Here is a 19,930-nt window from a genome sequence, read left to right on the forward strand (position 1 = left end):
GGCGACGAAGGGGGAAAGGCCGGCATTTTAGCCAAGTTGGCCCTCGTGTGCGCGGGTTGTCTGATGGAAAGCCGACGCGGTAATGCCCCACTGGCCCAGCCAGTACGTGGCAATTAACAGATAGGGCGCCGCCTCGAACGCCGCCACAAAGCGATTGATGCCAATCAGCGTGTCGGAAAGCACGAACGACACCGCGCCCGCCGCCGCCAGCAGTGCCGAGCGTTTCGGCACCGCGCTGTCCAGGCGGGCGAGGGCGCGCCAGAGCATGGCGCTGATCACCAGGGCGTAAACCATCACGGGAATCAGCAAGTCGCCCAGGCCATGGGCTATCAGGATGCTCAACAGGATCGCGCCCGCACCCAGCGCCAGTGCCAGCGGCAACAAGGCCAGGCGCCGACAATCACTGAAGTACGCCTTGAGGTACGCCAGGTGCGCAAACAGAAACGCGCCAAGGCCGAAGATAAACAGATCGCCGGGCCAAGCCAGCAATACATCGCCCACCAGGGAAAAAATCAGCCCCAGGCTGATCCAGCGTCGATAGTCAGTGGGCGGTGCGTCATGCAACCAGCCGAGCAGCGCCAGCACCGGCAAGGGTTTGACCAGCAGGCAAAGCAGTGCCGCATGCGTGGCCAGGCCGTAGACAAAGGTAGCAGCGCCCATCAACGCCAGAATCAGCCATGGCATATCAGTTCACCGTAATGGCGCAGTCGAACGTCTCGACGGGTTCGGCTTCCGGCTCCCAGGGTTGCTGGGAGGTCAGGCGCAAACGGCCCTGGCCGGCGGTGAACGCCTGGAAGCGCCACGTCGATTGGCCACCGCCACCGATCACGCCGGATTCTGTGCTGCTGTAAACCTCAGGGCTCAGCGCGCGCAGCACGCCGCCGGCGGAGTCCTGGATGGCCCAGCGATAACCGGTGGTAGGGTTGCTGGGCAGAGTCAGGATCAGGTTTTGCCCGGTTTTAAGCTGGAGCGGGCAAGCCCCCTGGTTGTCCACGGTGATGTTTTGCTTCGGGGCGCTGGCGCACGCGGCCAGCAGGGAGAGGCTCAAGGGGAGAAGCAGGCGGGCAGCGGTCATGGGGGCTCCGTTGTTTGACGACGAAGGCCGAGCATAACCGAAGATAAGACAACGTGTGACAGGCGGGAATGCCAGGCCAAGTGTGAGCATGCTTGTTGTGGTGTGGGTTTGCTGGAGGGAGCGCGCTTTTTGTGGTGAGCGGGCGTGCCCCGCGCCGGGCTGCGCAGCAGCCCCAAAACCAGTCACCGCGCTTTGCCTGGCAGAGCGCGGTGTTTTTCTGAGGAGAGCGCTTCGCCCCCCAGCGCGGCGCAAGCCCTCTCACCACAACAGAGGCACTGGAGATCCGTTAGAAAAGCACCTTCGCCACGTCCGCAAAGCGCTTGGCAAAGTGCACCGTCATGCCTTCTTTCAGGTACTCCGGCAGTTCCTCGAAACTGCCACGATTGGGCTCCGGCAATATCAGTTCGTGGATCTTCTGGCGCCGCGCCGCAATCACCTTTTCGCGCACCCCGCCAATCGGCAGGACATGCCCGGTCAGCGTCAGTTCGCCGGTCATGGCCACGCCTTTTTTCGGCGGCTGGTTACGCGCCAACGACAGCAGTGCACTGGCCATGGTCACGCCGGCGCTCGGGCCGTCTTTCGGTGTGGCGCCTTCGGGCACGTGCAAGTGTACGAAGGCTTCGTCGAAGAACTTCGGATCGCCGCCAAACGACTTAAGGTTGGAGCTGATGTAGCTGTAGGCAATTTCGGCGGACTCTTTCATCACTTCACCCAACTGCCCGGTGAGTTTGAAACCGCGGTTGAGCGTGTGGATGCGTGTGGCTTCAATCGGCAAGGTCGCGCCGCCCATGCTGGTCCAGGCCAGGCCCGTGATCACGCCGGTACCCGACAGCACTTGCTCGTTGCGGAACACCGGCATACCCAGAGAACTCTCCAGGTCCTTGTTGCCGATTTTGATCACCGAGTTCGGCTCATCCAGCAGCTTGACCACCGCCTTGCGCACCAGTTTGCCCAGCTGTTTCTCCAACTGACGTACCCCGGCTTCGCGGGCATAGCCGTCGATCAACGCGCGCAGGGCACCGTCGCTGATGGTCAGGCTGGTTTTCGCCACTCCGGCTTTTTCGAGCTGCTTGGGCCACAGGTGGCGTTTGGCGATGGCGACTTTCTCTTCGGTGATATAGCCCGACAGGCGAATCACTTCCATACGGTCCAGCAACGGGCCGGGGATCGAGTCCAGGGTGTTGGCGGTGCACACGAACAGCACTTTGGACAGGTCCATGCGCAGGTCGAGGTAGTGGTCGAGGAATTCGACGTTCTGCTCCGGGTCGAGGGTTTCCAGGAGCGCCGAGGCGGGGTCGCCCTGGAAGCTCTGGCCCATCTTGTCGATCTCGTCGAGCATGATCACCGGATTCATCACTTCGACATCTTTAAGCGCCTGCACCAGCTTGCCGGGCAGGGCGCCGATGTAGGTGCGGCGATGGCCCTTGATCTCGGCTTCATCGCGCATGCCGCCGACGCTGAAACGGTAGAACGGCCGACCCAGGGATTCGGCGATGGATTTACCCACGCTGGTCTTGCCCACGCCCGGCGGGCCGACGAGCAGCACGATGGAACCGGCGACTTCGCCTTTGTAGGCGCCCACCGCGAGGAACTCAAGGATGCGGCTCTTGATGTCATCCAGACCGGCGTGGTGTTTATCCAGCACCTTGCGCGCGTGTTTCAGGTCGAGTTTGTCCTGGCCATACACGCCCCATGGCACCGAGGTGGCCCAGTCCAGGTAATTGCGAGTGACCGCGTACTCTGGCGAGCCGGTTTCCAGAATCGACAGTTTGTTCAGTTCTTCATCGATACGTTTTTGCGCTTGGGCCGGCAGCACTTTGCCTTGCAGGCGCTGTTCGAATTGTTCGACGTCGGCGCTGCGGTCGTCCTTGGTCAGCCCCAGTTCCTGTTGGATGACCTTGAGTTGTTCCTTGAGGAAGAACTCGCGCTGGTGTTCACCGATCTTGCGGTTCACCTCGGCCGAGAGTTCTTTTTGCAGGCGCGCGACTTCGACTTCTTTGCGCAGCATCGGCAGCACTTTTTCCATGCGCTTGAGCATGGGCACGCAATCCAGCACTTCCTGCAACTCGTTGCCGGTGGCCGAGGTCAGCGCGGCGGCGAAGTCGGTGAGCGGCGACGGGTCGTTGGGGCTGAAGCGGTTGAGGTAGTTCTTCAGCTCTTCGCTGTACAGCGGGTTAAGCGGCAGCAGTTCCTTGATCGCATTGATCAGCGCCATGCCGTAGGCCTTGACCTCGTCGGTCGGCTCGGTGGGCTGGTGCGGGTATTCGACTTCCACCAGGTACGGTGGGCGGTGATGCTTGAGCCAGGTTTTGATGCGCACGCGGGTCAGACCCTGGGCCACGAATTGCAGCTTGCCGTTCTCGCGGCTGGCGTGGTGCACCTTCACCAGGGTGCCGTACAGCGGCAGGCTGGAGGTGTCGAAGTGGCGCGGATCTTCCGGCGGCGTGTCCATGAAAAACAGCGCCAGGGAGTGGTGGTCGGACTTGCTCACCAATTCCAGGGTCTCGGCCCACGGTTCTTCATTGACGATCACCGGCAACACTTGCGCCGGGAAGAACGGCCGGTTGTGGATAGGAATGATATAGACCTTGTCCGGCAGGTTTTGCCCAGGCAGGGCCAGGCCGGTATTGGGCGACGGGTTTTGCGCGTTTTCGGGGTCGGCGTAGTCGTTGAGATCGATATCAGGGGATTCTTGCTGGTCGCTCATGGGGCACCTGCATAAGGAAGTATGCAGCTTAGATGGGGCAGGGCAGTGGTGGTTTCAATGGCGGCAGGCAGTTAGCAACAAATTGCATGAATTCAGCTGATTTTATGCAGATAGCTCGGCAACGGCTGCTCCGGCAACACCGACAGCACTTTCAATCGCTGCAACATCCGCTGCCTGGCGCGTTGCAAATGCTCACGCAGGTTCAACGCCGCCGCGTCGAACGCGCCATGCAGCAGCAACTCGAGAATCAGGCGATGTTCGGCAAGCATCGCCGGATCCGCGCCGATCCCCAGCAAACGGTAAAAAATCCGACTGATGATCATCGGGCTTTGGCCCTGGCGAATCAGTGCGGCGATTTTGCGGTTCTGCAAGCCGGCCAGGCAGTGCTGGTGCAAGTCTTCTTCAATCTGTTCGATCACTGCCAGGCTGCACTCGGGGCTGTCCTGGGCCTCCAGCACCCGCTGCAACATGGCCTGGAGCATGTCGCGATCAAGCGTCGGCGCACTCTGGCGCAGGGCTTCGGGTTCCAGGCAGGCGCGCAGTTCGTAGTCTTCGGTGACTTCCCGCGCGGTCAGCGGCCCGGCCAGCCATTGGGAGTAGGGCTCTTTTTCCACCAGGCCGCGGTCGCGCAGGCGCATCAGCGCTTCACGCACCACCGCGCGGCTGACGCCGTAGTGCTCGGCGGCGGCTTGTTCATCCAGGCGGTAATGGCCGAACGCGATGCAGGTGGACAGCGCCGCGCCGATTTCCTCGACGATGCGTTCACCCAGTGGCCGTGTGTCCACCAACTCAGCTTCGCCGTTGAGGCCCAGGTGGGCATGGCTCAGGGGCAGACGCAGCGGTTCCATGACCAGGCCGTCGGGATTGATCAGATAACCCCGGCCATTGAAGCGGCAGATCAGGCCTTCGGCGTGCAGCAAGTCCAGCGCCTTGCGCACCGGCACACGGCTGGTGCCGAACAGTTCGGCCAGCGGTGCTTCGAGCAAGACCAGCCCGTGGCGGGCGGTGCCGTTGGCGATCGCATTACGCAACACTTGGTGAATCATCGCGTAACGAGACGCCGAGGCGGACACTGCTTTCATTACGTTCCCTGAGGCAAGTAGGACGGTGGCCGGGGATTCTCTCATAGATGCGCCTGTCACTCTGCGCCACGGCGGTGGCACTTTTTTGGGGCCGTTGAAGGAAAACTGTTACTTTTCTGCACCAAAATGTACTTATTAATAAAAGATACATTATTTCATTGAGGGTGTGAGGCGTTGCCGTCTCAGGATTATTTTCCGTCCGACAAAACCATCTATCCCGTAGCTCTCGGCAGAAAACCCCTGTCGGGTGCAATCACCTGCGCACAGACTGGCACGAAAGCTGCCTTTGTAAAACGTACATTTTATTAATATGTACGTTTTAAGAGGTTCTTTCCGATGTCAGACGCCACGTCAATGGCCGAGGATTTCGCCAGCGGTCGCAGCGACCCGGTGCAAGCCCTTGATCAGGCCCTCGATAAAGCGAGCCGCTCAGCCAGTGTGTTCATTTCGCTGACCGCCGAGCGCGCACGCCGTGAAGCCGAAGCCGCCGCCGCACGCTGGCGCGCCGGTCAGCCGCTGAGTGCATTCGACGGTGTGCCCCTGGCCTGGAAAGACCTGTTCGATATGGCCGGCAGCATCACCACAGCCGGCGCCGCCTACCGCCGCCATGCCCCCGCAGCCTCGCTTGATGCATCCTGCGTGGGCCTGTTGTGCCGTGCCGGGATGGTCAGCGTCGGCAAAACCAACCTCAGCGAACTGGCTTATTCCGGCCTGGGCCTGAACCCGCATTTCGGCACGCCGCACAATCCCTATGGCACCGACCAGCCGCGCATCCCCGGCGGTTCATCGTCCGGGTCGGCGGTGGCGGTGGCGGCCGGTATCGTGCCGATCGCCATGGGCACCGACACTGCCGGTTCCATCCGAATTCCGGCGGCGCTCAACGGCCTGGTGGGCTACCGCAGCAGCAGTCGCCGCTACAGTCGCGACGGCGTATTCCCCTTGGCCCACACCCTCGACAGCCTCGGCCCGCTGACTCGCAGCGTGCGTGACGCGCTGGCCATCGACGACCTGCTCCATGGTCGCCGCCAACGCCATGTGGCCCGCAGCGTGAAGGGCCAACGCCTGGTGCTGGAACACGGTGTTCTGGCCGAGGTAGACCCCGCTGTGCGCAACAACCTGCTGCGCGCCGTGGAACAACTGAAAGCCGCCGGCGCGCGGGTGGAAACCCGTGAAAGCCCCACGTTCCAAGCCACCCTGGCGCTGATCAAGAAGCACGGTTGGCTCGGCGCCTTCGAAGCCTTTGCCCTGCACCAGCCCTTGCTCGACAGCGCCGACGCCGAACAACTGGACCCGCGTGTACGCCGTCGTCTTGAAGCCGCGCGTTCACTGCCGGCCAGCCAGCTCATCCACGTGCTCGATGTCCGCCAGCGCCTGCAACAGCAACTGATCGATGAGCTCGACGGCGCCATCCTGATCACCCCAACCGTGGCCCATGTCGCCCCGGCACTGGCACCGCTGGAAGCCGATGACGAACTGTTCGTCAGCACCAACCTCGCCACCCTGCGCCTGACCATGCCCGGCAGTTTGCTGGATATGCCCGGCGTCAGCCTGCCCAGTGGCCGTGATGCCCAGGGCTTGCCCACCGGGCTGCTGCTCAGCGCCCCGACGGGGGAGGACGCACGCCTGTTGCGCGCGGCCTTGTCCGTCGAATCCGTACTTAATAATTAAGGAGACACACCATGGCTAAAGACATCCTCTGTGCATTTGGCGTCGACGTTGACGCCGTCGCCGGCTGGCTCGGTTCCTACGGCGGTGAAGACTCGCCGGATGACATCTCCCGCGGCCTGTTCGCCGGTGAAATCGGTGCGCCGCGCCTGCTCAAACTGTTCGAACGCTATGGGCTGCGCACCACCTGGTTCATTCCCGGCCACTCGATGGAAACCTTCCCCGAGCAGATGAAGGCCGTGGCCGACGCCGGACACGAAATTGGTGTGCACGGATACAGCCACGAAAACCCCATCGCCATGACCGCCGAGCAGGAAGAAATCGTCCTCGATAAATCCATCGAGCTGATCACCCAGGTCACCGGCAAACGCCCCACCGGCTATGTCGCGCCCTGGTGGGAATTCAGCAAGGTCACCAACGAACTGCTGCTGAAAAAAGGCATCAAGTACGACCACAGCCTGATGCACAACGACTTCCACCCCTACTACGTGCGCAAGGGCGACAGCTGGACCAAGATCGATTACAGCCAGCACCCCGACACCTGGATGAAACCCTTGGTGCGCGGCGAGGAAACCGATCTGGTGGAGATCCCGGCCAACTGGTACCTGGACGACCTGCCGCCGATGATGTTCATCAAAAAAGCCCCCAACAGCCATGGCTTCGTCAACCCGCGTCACCTTGAAGAAATGTGGCGCGACCAGTTCGACTGGGTCTACCGCGAACACGAACACGCGGTGTTCACCATGACCATCCACCCCGACGTGTCCGGCCGTCCGCAAGTGCTGTTGATGCTTGAGCGGTTGATCGAACACATCCAGAGCCATGCCGGCGTGCGCTTCGTCACCTTCGACGAAATCGCCGACGACTTTATCCGCCGCCAACCCCGTTCCTGACCCTCTGTCCCCACCCTTGAGGCGCGATCTATGTCCATCTACAACAAGCTTGACCTGACTGGCTGGAAACCCCGGCAACTGACGTCCCAGGAAGTGCGTTTCGCCACTTGGATCGCGTTCTTCGCCTGGGTGTTTGCGGTGTACGACTTCATCCTGTTCGGCACCTTGCTGCCGGAGATCGGCCGGCACTTTGGCTGGGGCGAAGTGGAGCAAGCTGAGATCGCGACCTGGGTGGCGGTCGGAACCGCCGTGGTCGCCCTGGCCATTGGGCCGATCGTCGATAAGCTGGGGCGGCGCAAAGGGATTATTTTCACCGTGGCCGGCTCCGCACTGTGCTCGGCGCTGACCGCCATTGGCGGCGCGTGGGGCAAGTCACCGCTGATTCTGATCCGCTCGCTGGGTGGCCTGGGCTATGCCGAAGAAACCGTCAACGCCACCTACCTGACCGAGTTGTATGGCGCCTCGGAAGATCCGCGGCTGACCAAGCGTCGCGGTTTTATCTACAGCCTGGTGCAGGGTGGCTGGCCGGTGGGGGCGTTGATCGCGGCGGGGTTGACCGCGCTGTTGCTGCCGATCATTGGCTGGCAGGGCTGCTTCATCTTCGCGGCGATCCCGGCGATCGTGATCGCGATCATGGCGCGCAAGCTCAAGGAGAGCCCGCAGTTTCAGATCCACGAGCGCATCACCCAACTGCGCAAAACCGGCGCGGTGAGTGAAGCGCAAAACGTCGCCGCGACCTACGGCGTGGACTACGACGAACACAGCAAGGCCGGCCTCAAAGCCGCCTTTCGTGGCCCGGCCCGTCGCGCCACCCTGGTGATCGGCGCGGCGCTGTTGCTCAACTGGGCGGCGATCCAGGTGTTCAGCGTGCTGGGCACCTCGGTGATCGTCAGCGTGCACCATATTTCGTTCGAGAACTCGCTGATCATCCTCGTGCTGTCGAACCTGGTGGGTTACTGCGGCTATCTCAGTCACGGCTGGATGGGTGACAAGATCGGCCGTCGCAACGTAATCGGCCTGGGCTGGATGCTCGGCGGCCTGTCGTTCGCCGGGATGCTGTTTGGCCCGAGCAACATGGCGATGGTGGTCGGGCTGTACAGCCTGGGCCTGTTCTTCCTGATCGGGCCGTACTCGGCGGCGCTGTTCTTTATCAGTGAAAGTTTCCCTACCAGCATCCGTGCCACCGGTGGCGCGATCATCCACGCCATGGGCCCGATCGGTGCCGTGGTCGCAGGCTTTGGTGCCACCCAGGTGTTGTCGGCCGGCAGCGACTGGCAGACCGCCGCGCTGTGGTTCGGCGCCGTGCCGTGCTTTTTGTCCGGGATGCTGATGTTTGCCGCCCGCCATGTGCGCCCGGAAACCATTCAGTAAGGAGTGATTGATGAGCCGTAAAGTTGCCGTGATTACCGGTGCCGCCAGCGGCATCGGCCAAGCCCTGGCCGTGACCTATGCGCGTGTGGGAGTGGCGGTGGTGGGCGGGTACTACCCGGCCGATCCCCATGACCCGCAGGCCACCGTTGCTCTGGTCGAGCAGGCCGGCGGCGAGTGCCTGATGTTGCCGCTGGACGTGGGCGACAGCGCCTCGGTGGACGCCTTGGCCAAAAGCGCCGTGGAGCATTTTGGGCGTCTGGATTACGCCGTGGCCAACGCCGGTCTGCTGCGCCGCGCGCCCTTGCTGGAAATGACCGATGCGCTGTGGGACGAGATGCTCAACGTCGACCTCACCGGGGTGATGCGCACCTTCCGTGCGGCGACGCGGCATATGACCGAGGGCGGCGCGTTGGTGGCGATTTCGTCGATTGCCGGTGGCGTGTATGGCTGGCAGGAACACTCGCACTACGCCGCCGCCAAGGCCGGTGTGCCGGGGCTGTGTCGCTCGCTGGCGGTGGAGTTGGCCGCACGGGGCATTCGTTGTAATGCGGTGATCCCGGGGTTGATCGAGACGCCGCAATCGCTGGATGCCAAGAACTCACTGGGCCCCGAAGGCTTGGCCAAGGCCGCGCGGGCGATTCCGTTGGGCCGGGTCGGGCGGGCGGACGAAGTGGCGTCGCTGGTGCAGTTTTTGACAAGTGAGGCGTCGAGCTACTTGACCGGGCAGAGCATCGTCATCGACGGCGGCCTCACCGTGCGCTGGCCTGACTGACGGCTGTACTCAAGGTAAATGCGCGAGGGGCAAGCCTCCTCCCGCATTGGAACTGTGTTTGCTTCAGGAGATTTTTCTATGGCTCAACTGGAAAACCGTCGCGCCGTGATCACTGGCGCCGGCAGCGGCATCGGTGCCGCCATCGCCCGTGCCTACGCCGCCGAAGGCGCACGCCTGGTGCTGGCCGACCGCAACGCCGCCAGCCTTGCGGAAACGGCGATCACCTGCCGCAACCTGGGGGCCGAGGTCTTCGAATGCCTGGCTGACGTGGGCACGGTCGACGGGGCCCAGGCCGGTGTCGACCGGTGTGTCGAACACTTTGGCGGCATCGACATCCTGGTCAACAACGCCGGCATGCTGACCCAGGCGCGTTGCGTCGACCTGAGTATCGAGATGTGGAACGACATGCTGCGCGTCGACCTCACCAGTGTGTTCGTCGCCAGCCAGCGCGCCTTGCCCCACATGGTTGCGCAGCGCTGGGGGCGGATCATCAACGTCGCCTCGCAACTGGGCATCAAGGGCGGTGCCGAGCTGACCCACTACGCGGCGGCCAAGGCCGGGGTGATCGGCTTTACCAAGTCGCTGGCTCTGGAAGTGGCCGGGGACAATGTGCTGGTCAACGCCATCGCTCCCGGCCCGATCGAGACGCCTTTGGTGGGTGGCATCAGCGAGTCGTGGAAACGCGCCAAGGCCGCCGAACTGCCCCTGGGCCGCTTCGGCCTGGCCGATGAAGTGGCGCCCACCGCGGTGCTGCTGGCCAGCGAACCGGGGGGCAACCTGTTTGTGGGCCAGACCCTGGGCCCGAACTCTGGCGATGTCATGCCATGAGCGAGGTGTAACCATGTGCGGACTCTGTGGACTGCTCGGCGAAGACCTGCACTGGAGCGATCCCCTGGGCGATGAATTGCCCCGGCGCCGCGAACGCCTGCGCCGCATCGCGGCGATCAATCAGGTGTTGGCGGTGTTCCGGCTCAAGGTCGAAGACTTTCAGGGCGCCTCGTACCTGCTGAGCGGCGCCACCGGCAAACAGGCACTGGCCAGCGGCCTGGATCAACTCTGGCAGGCGGCCGAAACCCTGCTCGGTCGCCCGTTGGACCCCCTCGACCCACGCCTGCTGGATCACTTGGAGTCCGCCCCATGAGCATTGCCCTCAACGTCATCACCGGCTTCCTCGGCAGCGGTAAAACCACTTTGCTCAAACGCCTGCTGCAAGGTGAAAGCCTGGGCGACACGGCGTTGCTGATCAACGAATTCGGAGATGTCGGCATCGACCATCTGCTGGTGGAGGAGGTCGCGCCGGACACCGTGCTGCTGCCCAGCGGCTGTGTCTGCTGTTCTATCCGTGGCGAACTCAAAGACGCACTGCTGGGCCTGTTGCAACGCCGTGAGCGCGGTGAAATCCCCGCGTTCAAACGCGTCATCCTCGAAACCACCGGCCTGGCCGACCCGGCGCCGATTCTCGCCACGCTCAACAATGATGTGCAATTGCGCGGGCGCTTGCATATCGGCCTGGTGGTCACCCTGGTCGACGCCAGTCACGCTGCGCTGCAGGAGCGCCTGCACCCGGAATGGCTGGCCCAGGTCGCGGCGGCCGACCGTTTGCTGGTGAGCAAGACCGACCTGGCCGGCGATTGCGCCCCGTTGCGCGCGCACCTGCAGGCGCTCAACGCCGGAACCCCCGTCCTCGCCACCCAGGATATCCACAGCGGCGATCAACTGCTGCTTGGCGAAGGCCTGCGCAGTGCCGAACCGGCGGTGGAAGTCAGGCGCTGGCAACTGCATCAAACCACCAGCGCCAGCCATGGCGCGGCGCAAGTGTGCAGCCTGACGTTCGACCAACCGTTGGACTGGGTCGGCTTCGGGGTCTGGCTGTCGATGCTGTTAAGATGCCACGGCGAACGAATCCTTCGCGTCAAAGGACTGCTCAACGTGAACGCCAGTAACGCCCCCATCGTCATTCATGGCGTGCAGCATTGCCTGCATGCGCCGGTGCACTTGCCTGCATGGCCGGGCACCGACCGCCAATCGCGCCTGGTGTTTATCCTGCGCGGCCTCGACCCGGCACTGCTGCGCCGCTCCTTCGAGGCGTTCTCGCGGCGGTTCGCGGCATGATCACACTGCGTGTCCTCGGCACCTCGGTCACCTTGCTCGAAACCTTGCGCGTACGCGCCGAGCAGGAACTGGGTATTCGCCTGGTGTATCAAGTGCACGACGTCGAGCAGGCCCAGCGCATCGCGGTGATGCAGCCCGACAGCTACGACCTCTACGACCAGTGGTTTCACAACGTCGATTTCGTGTGGCCGGCGCGGGCGATCCAGCCCATCGACACCCGGCGTATTGCGTTGTGGCATGAGATCAACGACCTGCCCAAGCGTGGTCGCCTGTCGCCGCACGACCGTCTGGGCAGCGGCAGCGTGCCCAGCGAGCGCCTGTTCGTGCAGCACGACGGCAGCCTGGGCAGTACCGTCACCGAGCGCATCAGCATGTTGCCCCTGACCCATAACGCCGACAGTTTCGCCTACCGCCCCGAACGCCTGCCCGCGGGCTTTTGCCACGGCAACGAGAGCTGGGGCTGGCTGCTGGACCCGGCATGGCGCGCGCGTACGGCGCTGCAAAGCGACGCCGCGATCGGCGCGCTGGATGCCGCGCTGGCTGTGCAGGGCGCGGGGCTGGCGCAGTTCCGGGACATCGGCAATATGAGCATCGAAGAGATCGACGTGCTCGCCGACATCCTGGTGCGCAAACAGAAGGAGGGCCATTTCGCAGCCTTCTGGTCCGACGATGAAGAGGCTGCGCAATTGATGCTCAGCCCCAGCATCGATATCCAGAGCCTGTGGTCGCCCACCTTGATGCGCCTGCACCGCGCCGGGGTGAAATACCGCCTGGCGGTGCCGCGTGAAGGTTATCGCGCCTGGTTTGGCGGCCTGTCACTGTCGCGCCACGCCAAAGGCCCGGTGCTGGATGCGGCCTATGCGTACCTGAACTGGTGGCTGTCCGGCTGGCCCGGAGCAGTGATGGCGCGCCAGGGTTACTACATCGGCAACCCCGCGCGCAGCCGCGATCACCTGAGCAGCGCCGAGTGGGACTACTGGTACGCCGGGCTGCCTGCGCGGGAGCAGTTATGTGGCAGCGATGGGTTGCCGCTGATCGACAAGGGTGAGATGCGCGATGGTGGGTCCTATGAGCAGCGCATGGGCCATATTGCCGTGTGGAACTCGGTGATGGATGAGCACAACTACCTCGTACGGCGCTGGGGCGACTTTATGCGCGCCCGCGGCTGAGGTCGCAGTCAAAGGCTTGTCGCCAACAAAGTGACGCTGAAAACCCTGTATTTATCGGGTTTACTTATCCCTGCTCCCAGCTAATCTGCTAACACCAAATATCCAGTCCTTATGATATTTTTTTGACGCCGAGTCAGCTGCCGCAGGGAATGCACATGGCAAAGGGACGCAGTGGCAGAAGAAGGTTAACGCTGCCAGAGGGCACTGCCATGACGTGGCGCCACACGTTCCAAACCCGAATCGCCGGGGTGCTGGCGCTGTTGCTGCTGGTCGTTGTTGCCGCCACTTATTTCGCCGTCAAGGCCGCCACCACCCGCGCGGTGGAGAATCAGGCGCGGGTCCAGTTGAAAACCGGCAGTCAGGTGTTCGAACGCCTGCTCGATCTGCGCGGGCGCCGTCTGCAATACGGCCTGTACTGGCTGACGGTGGACGGTCCGTTCAAACAGGCCGTGGTGGAGGGCGACCCGGCAAAGATCCTGACCGCGTTGCGCCGACACGGCAGCGGCATTCGTTCCAGCGAAATGTTTGTGCTCGGGCTCGAGGGCAACGTCATGGTCAGCACCTTGCCGATCCTCGCGCGTGGTCAACCCTTCCCCTACGACCACGCACTACGCCAGGCTCGGCGCAGTGGCTTGCAAATGCTGATTGTGGCCATGAACGGGCGGCCGTACCTGTTGGTACAGGATCAAGTGCTCGACCCGCAGCCCATCGCGCGGGTGGTGATGGGGTTCCCCATGGACACCCTGTTCGCCAATGAACTGCGCTCGATGAGCAATCTGGAGGTGTCGTTCCTCAGCGTGCAGGACGGCAAGCCCGGCCCGTTGTTCAGTACCCAGCCCGACGCGTATCAGGCTGCCACCGTCAGCCTGTTGCGCGATAAGGCGATCAATCCCGAGGCGTGGATCGATCTGTTTTATGGCGAGCGCGTGCTCAGCCAGGTAGTGCCGTTGGCCAACACCGGCGCGGGTGATGAGGTGCGCGTGTTGCTGCAAAGCCCGCTGGACCTTGCCCTGGAATCCTTTGCGCCGCTGGACCGGCAGTTCCTCGGAATCGCCCTGGCGGTGCTGGTGGTGTCGTTGGCCGGTGCGCTGTTTCTGGCGCGGCGGGTGTCGCGTCCGCTCAATGCGCTGGTGGAGGCGGCCGGGCGCATCGGTGCCGGCGATTACCGTACGCCGGTTCGCGTCCGCGGCCACGATGAGTTCGGCCTGCTGGCCCGGGCGTTCAATGCCATGCAAAGCGGGATCGCCGTGCGTGAGCGGCAGTTGGCGCATAACGCGCTGCATGACCCGCTCACCGGCTTGCCCAATCGTGCCCTGGCCATGGAGCGCCTGGGCAGTGCGATCAGCGCGCGGCGGCCGGTGGTGCTGCTGTACCTGGGCATCGAGAACTACCGGGTCATCAACGAAGGCTTTGGCCCTGAAGGCGTGGAAGAAATGATGCGCGAAGCCAGCCGCTGTCTGTCCATGAGCCTGTTGGCCAGCGACACGGCGGCGCGCATCAGCGGCAGTGAGTTCCTGATGTTGCTGGAAAACACCGAGGTCGACCGCGCCGTGGCGCGCGCCGACCGCCTGTATGCGTTGCTCACCGAACCCCTGCGCATTGGCCATGACGAAGTGCGCCATGAGGTGAGTATCGGCATTGCTGCCTACCCCGCCCACGGTCAGCAGGTGGAAGAGTTGATCAGCCGCGCCGCCATCGCCCGTCACGATGCGGCTGCCTTGCCCGGTTATTTGCAGATCTACGAACAGGACCGCGACCTCGCTCACCAGCGCCAGATCACCCTGATCCGCGACCTGCGCCGTGCCGTGGTCGAAGGTGAGTTGTACCTGTGTTACCAGCCCAAGCTCGACCTCAAGCGCGGCCACGTGTGCCAGGCCGAAGCGTTGCTGCGTTGGCAGCATCCGATGCTGGGGCTGGTGTCGCCTGGCGAATTCATCCCCCTGGCCGAACGCACCGGCAGCATGGCGGGCCTGACCCAGTGGGTCATCGAAGAGGCCATCCGCCAGATGGGTGAGTGGGCGCAGCGTGGCCTGCTGATCCAGCTGTCGGTGAATATCTCGGTGGACGACTTGGCCGATGATGACCTGGCCATACGCGTCACCACCTTACTGGCGCACTACGCTGTGCCGGCCCGGCAGCTGATTTTCGAGATCACCGAAAGCGCGATCATGCACAACCCGCAGCAGGCCCTCAGCGTGCTGGAGCAACTGCGCGATTGCGGCATCAGCCTGTCGGTGGATGACTTCGGCACTGGCTACTCGTCGCTGGCGCAACTGCAGCGCCTGCCGGTGCAGGAGTTGAAGATCGACCAGTCCTTCGTGCGCAACCTCGACAGCACCAGCGGTGACGCCGTGATCGTGCGTTCGACCATCGAAATGAGCCACAACCTGGGGCTCAAGGTGGTAGCCGAAGGCGTGGAGTTCGAGCCCAGTCTTGCGCTGCTCAAACAGTGGAACTGTGACACCGCCCAGGGTTACCTCATCAGCCGACCGCTCAATGCCATGGCGTTCGAGAGGTGGATGCGTCGCGAGCGCGCGCCGGTCTAGAAACCCGCCGCTGCGCTACAGAATTTTCCCGCAGGGTCGATAACCTTTACGCAGCTTGACCGATTGCATAGGTTTTTACCGACCGACGGTTGAGCGCCTGTCCTTATTGGATGATGGCATTTTGCCTTGATTGCGGCATGATGGACGCACATCGCAGTGCCAAGGCTGGCCGCTCTTTTTCCACCTGCTGCGGATCTCCCATGGCCCAAATGCTTCATCTGTTCTCTCTCGCAGCGCTGGCGCTGATGGTGGCGGGCCCCGCTTCGGCCGCGACCCTTGAGGTGCTGATGCGCCAGGCCGATGGCAGTCCCGTGGCGGATGGCGTCGTGACCCTTCAGGGCCCGGCCGGTGCGTTCAATGGCGGGCTCAAGGCCGATATGGACCAGCGCGGTCAACGCTTCGCGCCCCACGTCCTGGCGGTGCACACCGGCACCCAGGTGCGCTTTCCCAACAGCGATAACATCCGCCATCAGGTCTATTCCTTCTCCGCCGCCAAGCGTTTCGAGCTGCGCCTGTACGAAGGCACGCCCACCGAGCCGTTGTTGTTCGACAAGCCTGGCATCGTGGTGCTTGGCTGCAACATCCATGACTGGATGCTCGGCTATATCTTCGTGACCGACGACCCGCGCTTTGGCGTCAGCGACACTCAAGGCCGCGTGCGCCTGGAGCAGCTGCCGCCCGGCGACTACCACGCCACGTTATGGCACCCGCAACTCAAAGACATGCAGCCCCTGGACGGCGGCACCTTGCACGTACCTGCCGCCGGTCTCAGCCACAACGTGGTACTGAGTCTGGAACCCACCTCCGCCGATATCCCGCCGACGCCGAGTGCGTTTGGTGATGCGTTCAATCGAGCCGCCCATGAAACTGCGCAGTAGCTTCCAGGCGCGGGTCGCCTGTGTCCTGATCTTGCTGTCGCTGGTGGTAATCGGTGCGCTGTATTTCAGCGTCAAGGCCGCCACCCGCTCTGCGGTGCGCGGCCAGGCGCTGGCTCAGCTGGAGGTCGGTTCGCGGGTGTTTGAACGCTTGCTGGACGCACGCGGCCGTCGTCTGGCCGATGGCGTGCAACTGTTGGCCGCCGACTTCGGGTTTCGTGATGCGGTGGCCAGCGGCGATTCGGCAACGATGCGCTCGGTGCTGCTCAACCACGGCAAGCGCATCAACGCCAGCGACATGATCCTGCTGGGCATGGACGGCAATGTCCTGGCCAGTACCTTGAGCGAGGTGCCCGAGGGATCGATCTTCCAATACGATCAGTCATTGCGCGAAGCGCGGCACAAGCGCCAGGCCATGTTGATCGTGCCGCTGCAGGGCAAACCCCACCTGCTGGTGGAAACCCCCGTGCTGGCGCCATTGCCGATTGCGCGGGTGGTGATGGGCTTCAGCATGGACGGCGTATTTGCCGACGAGCTGCGTTCGTTGAGCAACCTGGAAGTGTCGTTCCTGGCGATTGATCATGATCGACCGGGCGAGTTGGTCAGCACCCAGCCCCAGGTCCTGCGCGACAGCATTCTGGCCCTGATGCAGGGCAACACCGCCCGCCGTGGGGTGTCCACCACCGATCACCTGGAACAGCGTTTTCTCAGCCAGTCCCTGGTGTTGGCCAGCGATGACAACGGCAAGGTCCTGGCCTTGCTGCAAAGCCCGCTGGATGCGGCGATGCAGGCGTTTGTGCCGTTGGACGAAAAGATCCTCGGCATCGCGCTGGTCGCCTTGCTGGCTTCGTTGATCGGTGCCTTGTTGCTGGCGCGCACTGTGTCGCGCCCGGTGCAGACGTTGGCGCAGGCGGCCGAACGCATTGGCCAGGGCGATTACCACACGCCGGTGGCCCTGGCGCGCAGCGATGAACTGGGGCTGCTGGCGAAGGCGTTCAACACCATGCAAAGCGGCATCGCCGAACGCGAGCAGCAGTTGGCGCATAACGCCTTGCATGATCGCCTCACTGGCCTGCCGAACCGTGCGCTGGCCATGGAGCGCCTGGGCAGCGCCATCGCCCAGCAACGGCCGGTGGCGTTGATTTACCTGGGCATCGATAACCTGCGCGTCGCCAGCGAAACCGCGGGGCCCGATGCGGTGGACCAGTTGCTGCTGGCCGTCAGCCGCCGCCTGGAGGCCGTGTTGCGCCCCGGCGATACCTTGGCGCACCTGATCGCCGATGAATTCCTGCTGTTGCTCGAAGGCGCGGGCAGCGACGAAGCGGTAGGCATGGCCGACAAACTGCAACAGTTGCTGCTGCGCCCCCAGCGCATCAACGGCCACGACCTGGCGCTGGATTGCCGCCTGGGCATCGCCGCCTACCCAGCCGACGGCGAAAGCCCGCACACCGTGCTTGAACGCGCGGCCATCGCCATGAACGACGCTGCGAAAATGCCCGGCCGCCTGCAGGTTTATGAGCAGGGCCGCGACCTGGTGCACCGCCGCCAGATCACCCTGATTCGCGACCTTCGCCACGCGCCCAGCCAAGGCCAATTGCTGCTGCATTACCAACCCAAACTGGACATTCGCCAAGGCCACGTACGCCAGGCCGAAGCCTTGCTGCGCTGGCAGCACCCGCAGTTCGGCATGGTTTCACCGGCCGAGTTCATCCCTCTGGCCGAGCGCTCGGGCAGCATTCAATTGCTGACCCAATGGGTGATCGAGGAGGGCATCCGCCAACTGTGCGAATGGAACCGTCGCGGCCTGTATTTACAGCTGTCACTGAATATCTCGGCGGACGACCTGCTCGGTGATGAACTGGCCCATCGGGTCTCGGCGCTGCTGCGGCGCTATGGCTTGCCGGCTGAGCAGTTGCTGTTCGAGATCACCGAAAGCGCGGTGATGCGCGAGCCGGAAAAAGCCCTCAAAGTTCTGCATCTGTTGCGCGATTGCGGCATCAGCCTGTCGGTGGATGACTTCGGTACCGGCTATTCGTCCCTGGCTCACCTCAAGCGCCTGCCGGTGCAAGAGTTGAAGATCGATCAATCCTTTGTGCGCAACCTCGATGAGACCAGCGAAGACGCAGTGATCGTGCGCTCCACCATCGAGATGAGCCACAACCTGGGGTTGAAGGTCGTCGCCGAGGGCGTCGAGTATGCCCATAGCCTGCGGTTGTTGGAACGCTGGCAGTGCGACACGGCCCAGGGTTACCTGATCAGCCGGCCCTTGAGTGCCGACGCTTTCGAAGCCTGGGTGGCGTTGCCCCTCAGTGCGCACACTTCCTTGGTTCATTGAGTAGCTGACGTGCGACTTTCTCTTCTGATCGGCTGCGTCGCGGCCCTGACCCTGCACACGGCGTGGGCCGACAACGGTCGTCTGATCGTCACCGGCGGCGCCAGCAGCCTCGAGGGCACGGCGGGCGGCGGCATCACGCCGTGGGCGGTATTGGCCGGCTACGGCGAACGGCACGAATGGGGCGCGACGGCGTTCGCCACCACGGTCAACCTGCCGGACTATCGGCTGGACGTCGCCGGTCTGGCGTTGGCCTACGACAACCGTGTCGAAGTGTCTTTCGCCCGCCAACGTTTCGACCTCGGCAGCCTGGTGCACGCGCTCAACCTGCCCGAAGACAACCTGGGCCAGGATGTGCTGGGGCTGAAGGTGCGTGTATTCGGCGATGTGATTTACGAGCGCCTGCCGCAGGTGTCGCTGGGTGTGGAGTACAAACACCAGACCAACTTCGATATTCCGAGCCTGGTGGGGGCCAGGCGCGACAGTGACGTCGAAGGCTACCTCGCCGCCAGCCGTTTGTTCATGGGCGCTGCGTTTGGCTACAACGTGCTGGTGAACGCCAGCGTGCGCTACAGCCGCGCCAACGAAACCGGGTTGCTCGGTTTTGGCGGCGACCGCCGGGACAGCCGCAGCCTGCTCAAGGAAGGCTCGGTGGCCTTGCTGTTCAACCCGCGCTGGGCGCTGGGGGTCGAATACCGCGAAAAGCCTGACAACCTGTCGTTTGCCGGTGAAAGCGATTGGGCGGATGTGTTTGTAGGCTACTTTCCCAACAAGCACCTGTCGTTTGTATTGGCTTACGCACGCCTGGGTGAAATCGCCACGCTGGACAACCAGAACGGCACTTACCTGTCTGTGCAGGGGAGTTTCTGATGCGCATCCTCCCCTTCGCGCTGGCGGTGCTCCTCAGCGCCTGCGCCGGTCAACCGCCGCAGGACGACAGCCTGTACCGCGACCTCGGCGCCCTGCCTGGCATCACTCGTATTGTCGAAGGCATGCTGCTCAACATCGCCCGCGATGAACGCATCGTCGAGCGCTTCCGGCGCATCGATATCCAGCGCCTGCGCAACAAATTGATCGAACAGTTCTGCGTCGAAGCAGGTGGGCCCTGTAACTACACCGGTGACAGCATGGCCGAGAGTCACAAGGGCCAGAACGTGAGCCGCAGCGACTTCAATGCACTGGTGGAAGATCTGATCAACGCGATGGACCGCGAAGGGGTTCCGGTGCCGGTGCAGAATCGGTTGATTGCCAGGTTGGCGGTGATGCGCGCAGACGTAATCGAACACTGATCCCATGAACACTGCCTTCAACCGTGGGAGGGGCGGTGCGAC

Annotated in this window: 17 protein-coding genes; 13 read left to right on the plus strand and 4 right to left on the minus strand. The window is 63.3% G+C overall.

Features of this window, described 5'->3' with window-relative positions; translation table 11 throughout:
* Window positions 1-27 precede the first annotated feature (27 nt).
* From KZX66_RS01765 to KZX66_RS01780, 4 genes are all read right to left on the minus strand, one after another.
* Window positions 28-684: a lysoplasmalogenase gene (locus KZX66_RS01765; RefSeq protein WP_248075550.1), complete on the minus strand. Its 657-nt coding sequence runs from the start codon at window positions 682-684 to the stop codon at window positions 28-30.
* A gap of 1 nt (window position 685) precedes the next feature.
* Window positions 686-1,075 carry a protease inhibitor I42 family protein gene (locus KZX66_RS01770; protein WP_248075552.1) on the minus strand — a complete coding sequence of 130 codons (390 nt, stop codon included), beginning with the start codon at window positions 1,073-1,075 and terminating at the stop codon, window positions 686-688.
* A gap of 286 nt (window positions 1,076-1,361) precedes the next feature.
* Window positions 1,362-3,782 carry an endopeptidase La gene (gene lon / locus KZX66_RS01775; protein WP_248075554.1) on the minus strand — a complete coding sequence of 807 codons (2,421 nt, stop codon included), beginning with the start codon at window positions 3,780-3,782 and terminating at the stop codon, window positions 1,362-1,364.
* 92 nt (window positions 3,783-3,874) lie between these two features.
* Window positions 3,875-4,864 (minus strand): GntR family transcriptional regulator, encoded by a 990-nt coding sequence (locus tag KZX66_RS01780; RefSeq protein WP_248075556.1) that lies wholly within the window; start codon window positions 4,862-4,864, stop codon window positions 3,875-3,877.
* 336 nt (window positions 4,865-5,200) lie between these two features.
* Here KZX66_RS01780 and KZX66_RS01785 point away from each other — a divergent pair, with 336 nt between their 5' ends.
* From KZX66_RS01785 to KZX66_RS01845, 13 genes are all read left to right on the plus strand, one after another.
* A complete protein-coding gene (locus KZX66_RS01785; RefSeq protein WP_248075558.1) occupies window positions 5,201-6,532 on the plus strand; it encodes an amidase in 1,332 nt (443 codons plus the stop codon).
* Between the two features lie 11 nt (window positions 6,533-6,543).
* A complete protein-coding gene (locus tag KZX66_RS01790) occupies window positions 6,544-7,422 on the plus strand; it encodes a polysaccharide deacetylase (RefSeq protein WP_053254585.1) in 879 nt (292 codons plus the stop codon).
* A 30-nt stretch (window positions 7,423-7,452) separates the two neighbouring features.
* Window positions 7,453-8,793, plus strand: coding sequence for an MFS transporter (locus KZX66_RS01795; protein WP_248075559.1), 1,341 nt, complete (start codon window positions 7,453-7,455; stop codon window positions 8,791-8,793).
* 10 nt (window positions 8,794-8,803) lie between these two features.
* On the plus strand, window positions 8,804-9,565 hold the full coding sequence (locus tag KZX66_RS01800; RefSeq protein WP_248075560.1) for an SDR family NAD(P)-dependent oxidoreductase: 762 nt from the start codon (window positions 8,804-8,806) through the stop codon (window positions 9,563-9,565).
* Between the two features lie 78 nt (window positions 9,566-9,643).
* The gene (locus tag KZX66_RS01805) at window positions 9,644-10,393 is read left to right on the plus strand and encodes an SDR family NAD(P)-dependent oxidoreductase (protein ID WP_248075561.1); all 750 of its coding nucleotides are present in this window, start codon (window positions 9,644-9,646) and stop codon (window positions 10,391-10,393) included.
* 13 nt (window positions 10,394-10,406) lie between these two features.
* Window positions 10,407-10,706 carry a hypothetical protein gene (locus KZX66_RS01810; RefSeq protein ID WP_248075562.1) on the plus strand — a complete coding sequence of 100 codons (300 nt, stop codon included), beginning with the start codon at window positions 10,407-10,409 and terminating at the stop codon, window positions 10,704-10,706.
* The gene (locus tag KZX66_RS01815; protein WP_248075563.1) at window positions 10,703-11,677 is read left to right on the plus strand and encodes a GTP-binding protein; all 975 of its coding nucleotides are present in this window, start codon (window positions 10,703-10,705) and stop codon (window positions 11,675-11,677) included. The genes KZX66_RS01810 and KZX66_RS01815 overlap by 4 nt, the downstream gene beginning before the upstream one ends.
* Entirely contained in the window at window positions 11,674-12,846 is a 1,173-nt protein-coding gene (locus tag KZX66_RS01820) for an extracellular solute-binding protein (protein ID WP_248075564.1), read from the plus strand. Before KZX66_RS01815 ends, KZX66_RS01820 begins: the two co-directional genes overlap by 4 nt.
* Before the next feature lie 209 nt (window positions 12,847-13,055).
* Window positions 13,056-15,392, plus strand: a complete 2,337-nt coding sequence (locus KZX66_RS01825; RefSeq protein WP_248075566.1) for an EAL domain-containing protein — start codon at window positions 13,056-13,058, stop codon at window positions 15,390-15,392.
* A gap of 245 nt (window positions 15,393-15,637) precedes the next feature.
* Window positions 15,638-16,270, plus strand: a complete 633-nt coding sequence (locus KZX66_RS01830) for a methylamine utilization protein (protein ID WP_248076025.1) — start codon at window positions 15,638-15,640, stop codon at window positions 16,268-16,270.
* Window positions 16,254-18,602, plus strand: coding sequence for an EAL domain-containing protein (locus tag KZX66_RS01835; RefSeq protein WP_248075567.1), 2,349 nt, complete (start codon window positions 16,254-16,256; stop codon window positions 18,600-18,602). The genes KZX66_RS01830 and KZX66_RS01835 overlap by 17 nt, the downstream gene beginning before the upstream one ends.
* Before the next feature lie 9 nt (window positions 18,603-18,611).
* On the plus strand, window positions 18,612-19,469 hold the full coding sequence (locus tag KZX66_RS01840; protein ID WP_248075569.1) for a DUF3034 family protein: 858 nt from the start codon (window positions 18,612-18,614) through the stop codon (window positions 19,467-19,469).
* Complete coding sequence (locus KZX66_RS01845) at window positions 19,469-19,888, plus strand: group 1 truncated hemoglobin (RefSeq protein ID WP_248075571.1); 420 nt, start codon at window positions 19,469-19,471, stop codon at window positions 19,886-19,888. Before KZX66_RS01840 ends, KZX66_RS01845 begins: the two co-directional genes overlap by 1 nt.
* The last annotated feature ends 42 nt before the right edge of the window (window positions 19,889-19,930 follow it).

Source organism: Pseudomonas sp. EYE_354, assembly GCF_023148575.1.
GTDB lineage: Bacteria > Pseudomonadota > Gammaproteobacteria > Pseudomonadales > Pseudomonadaceae > Aquipseudomonas.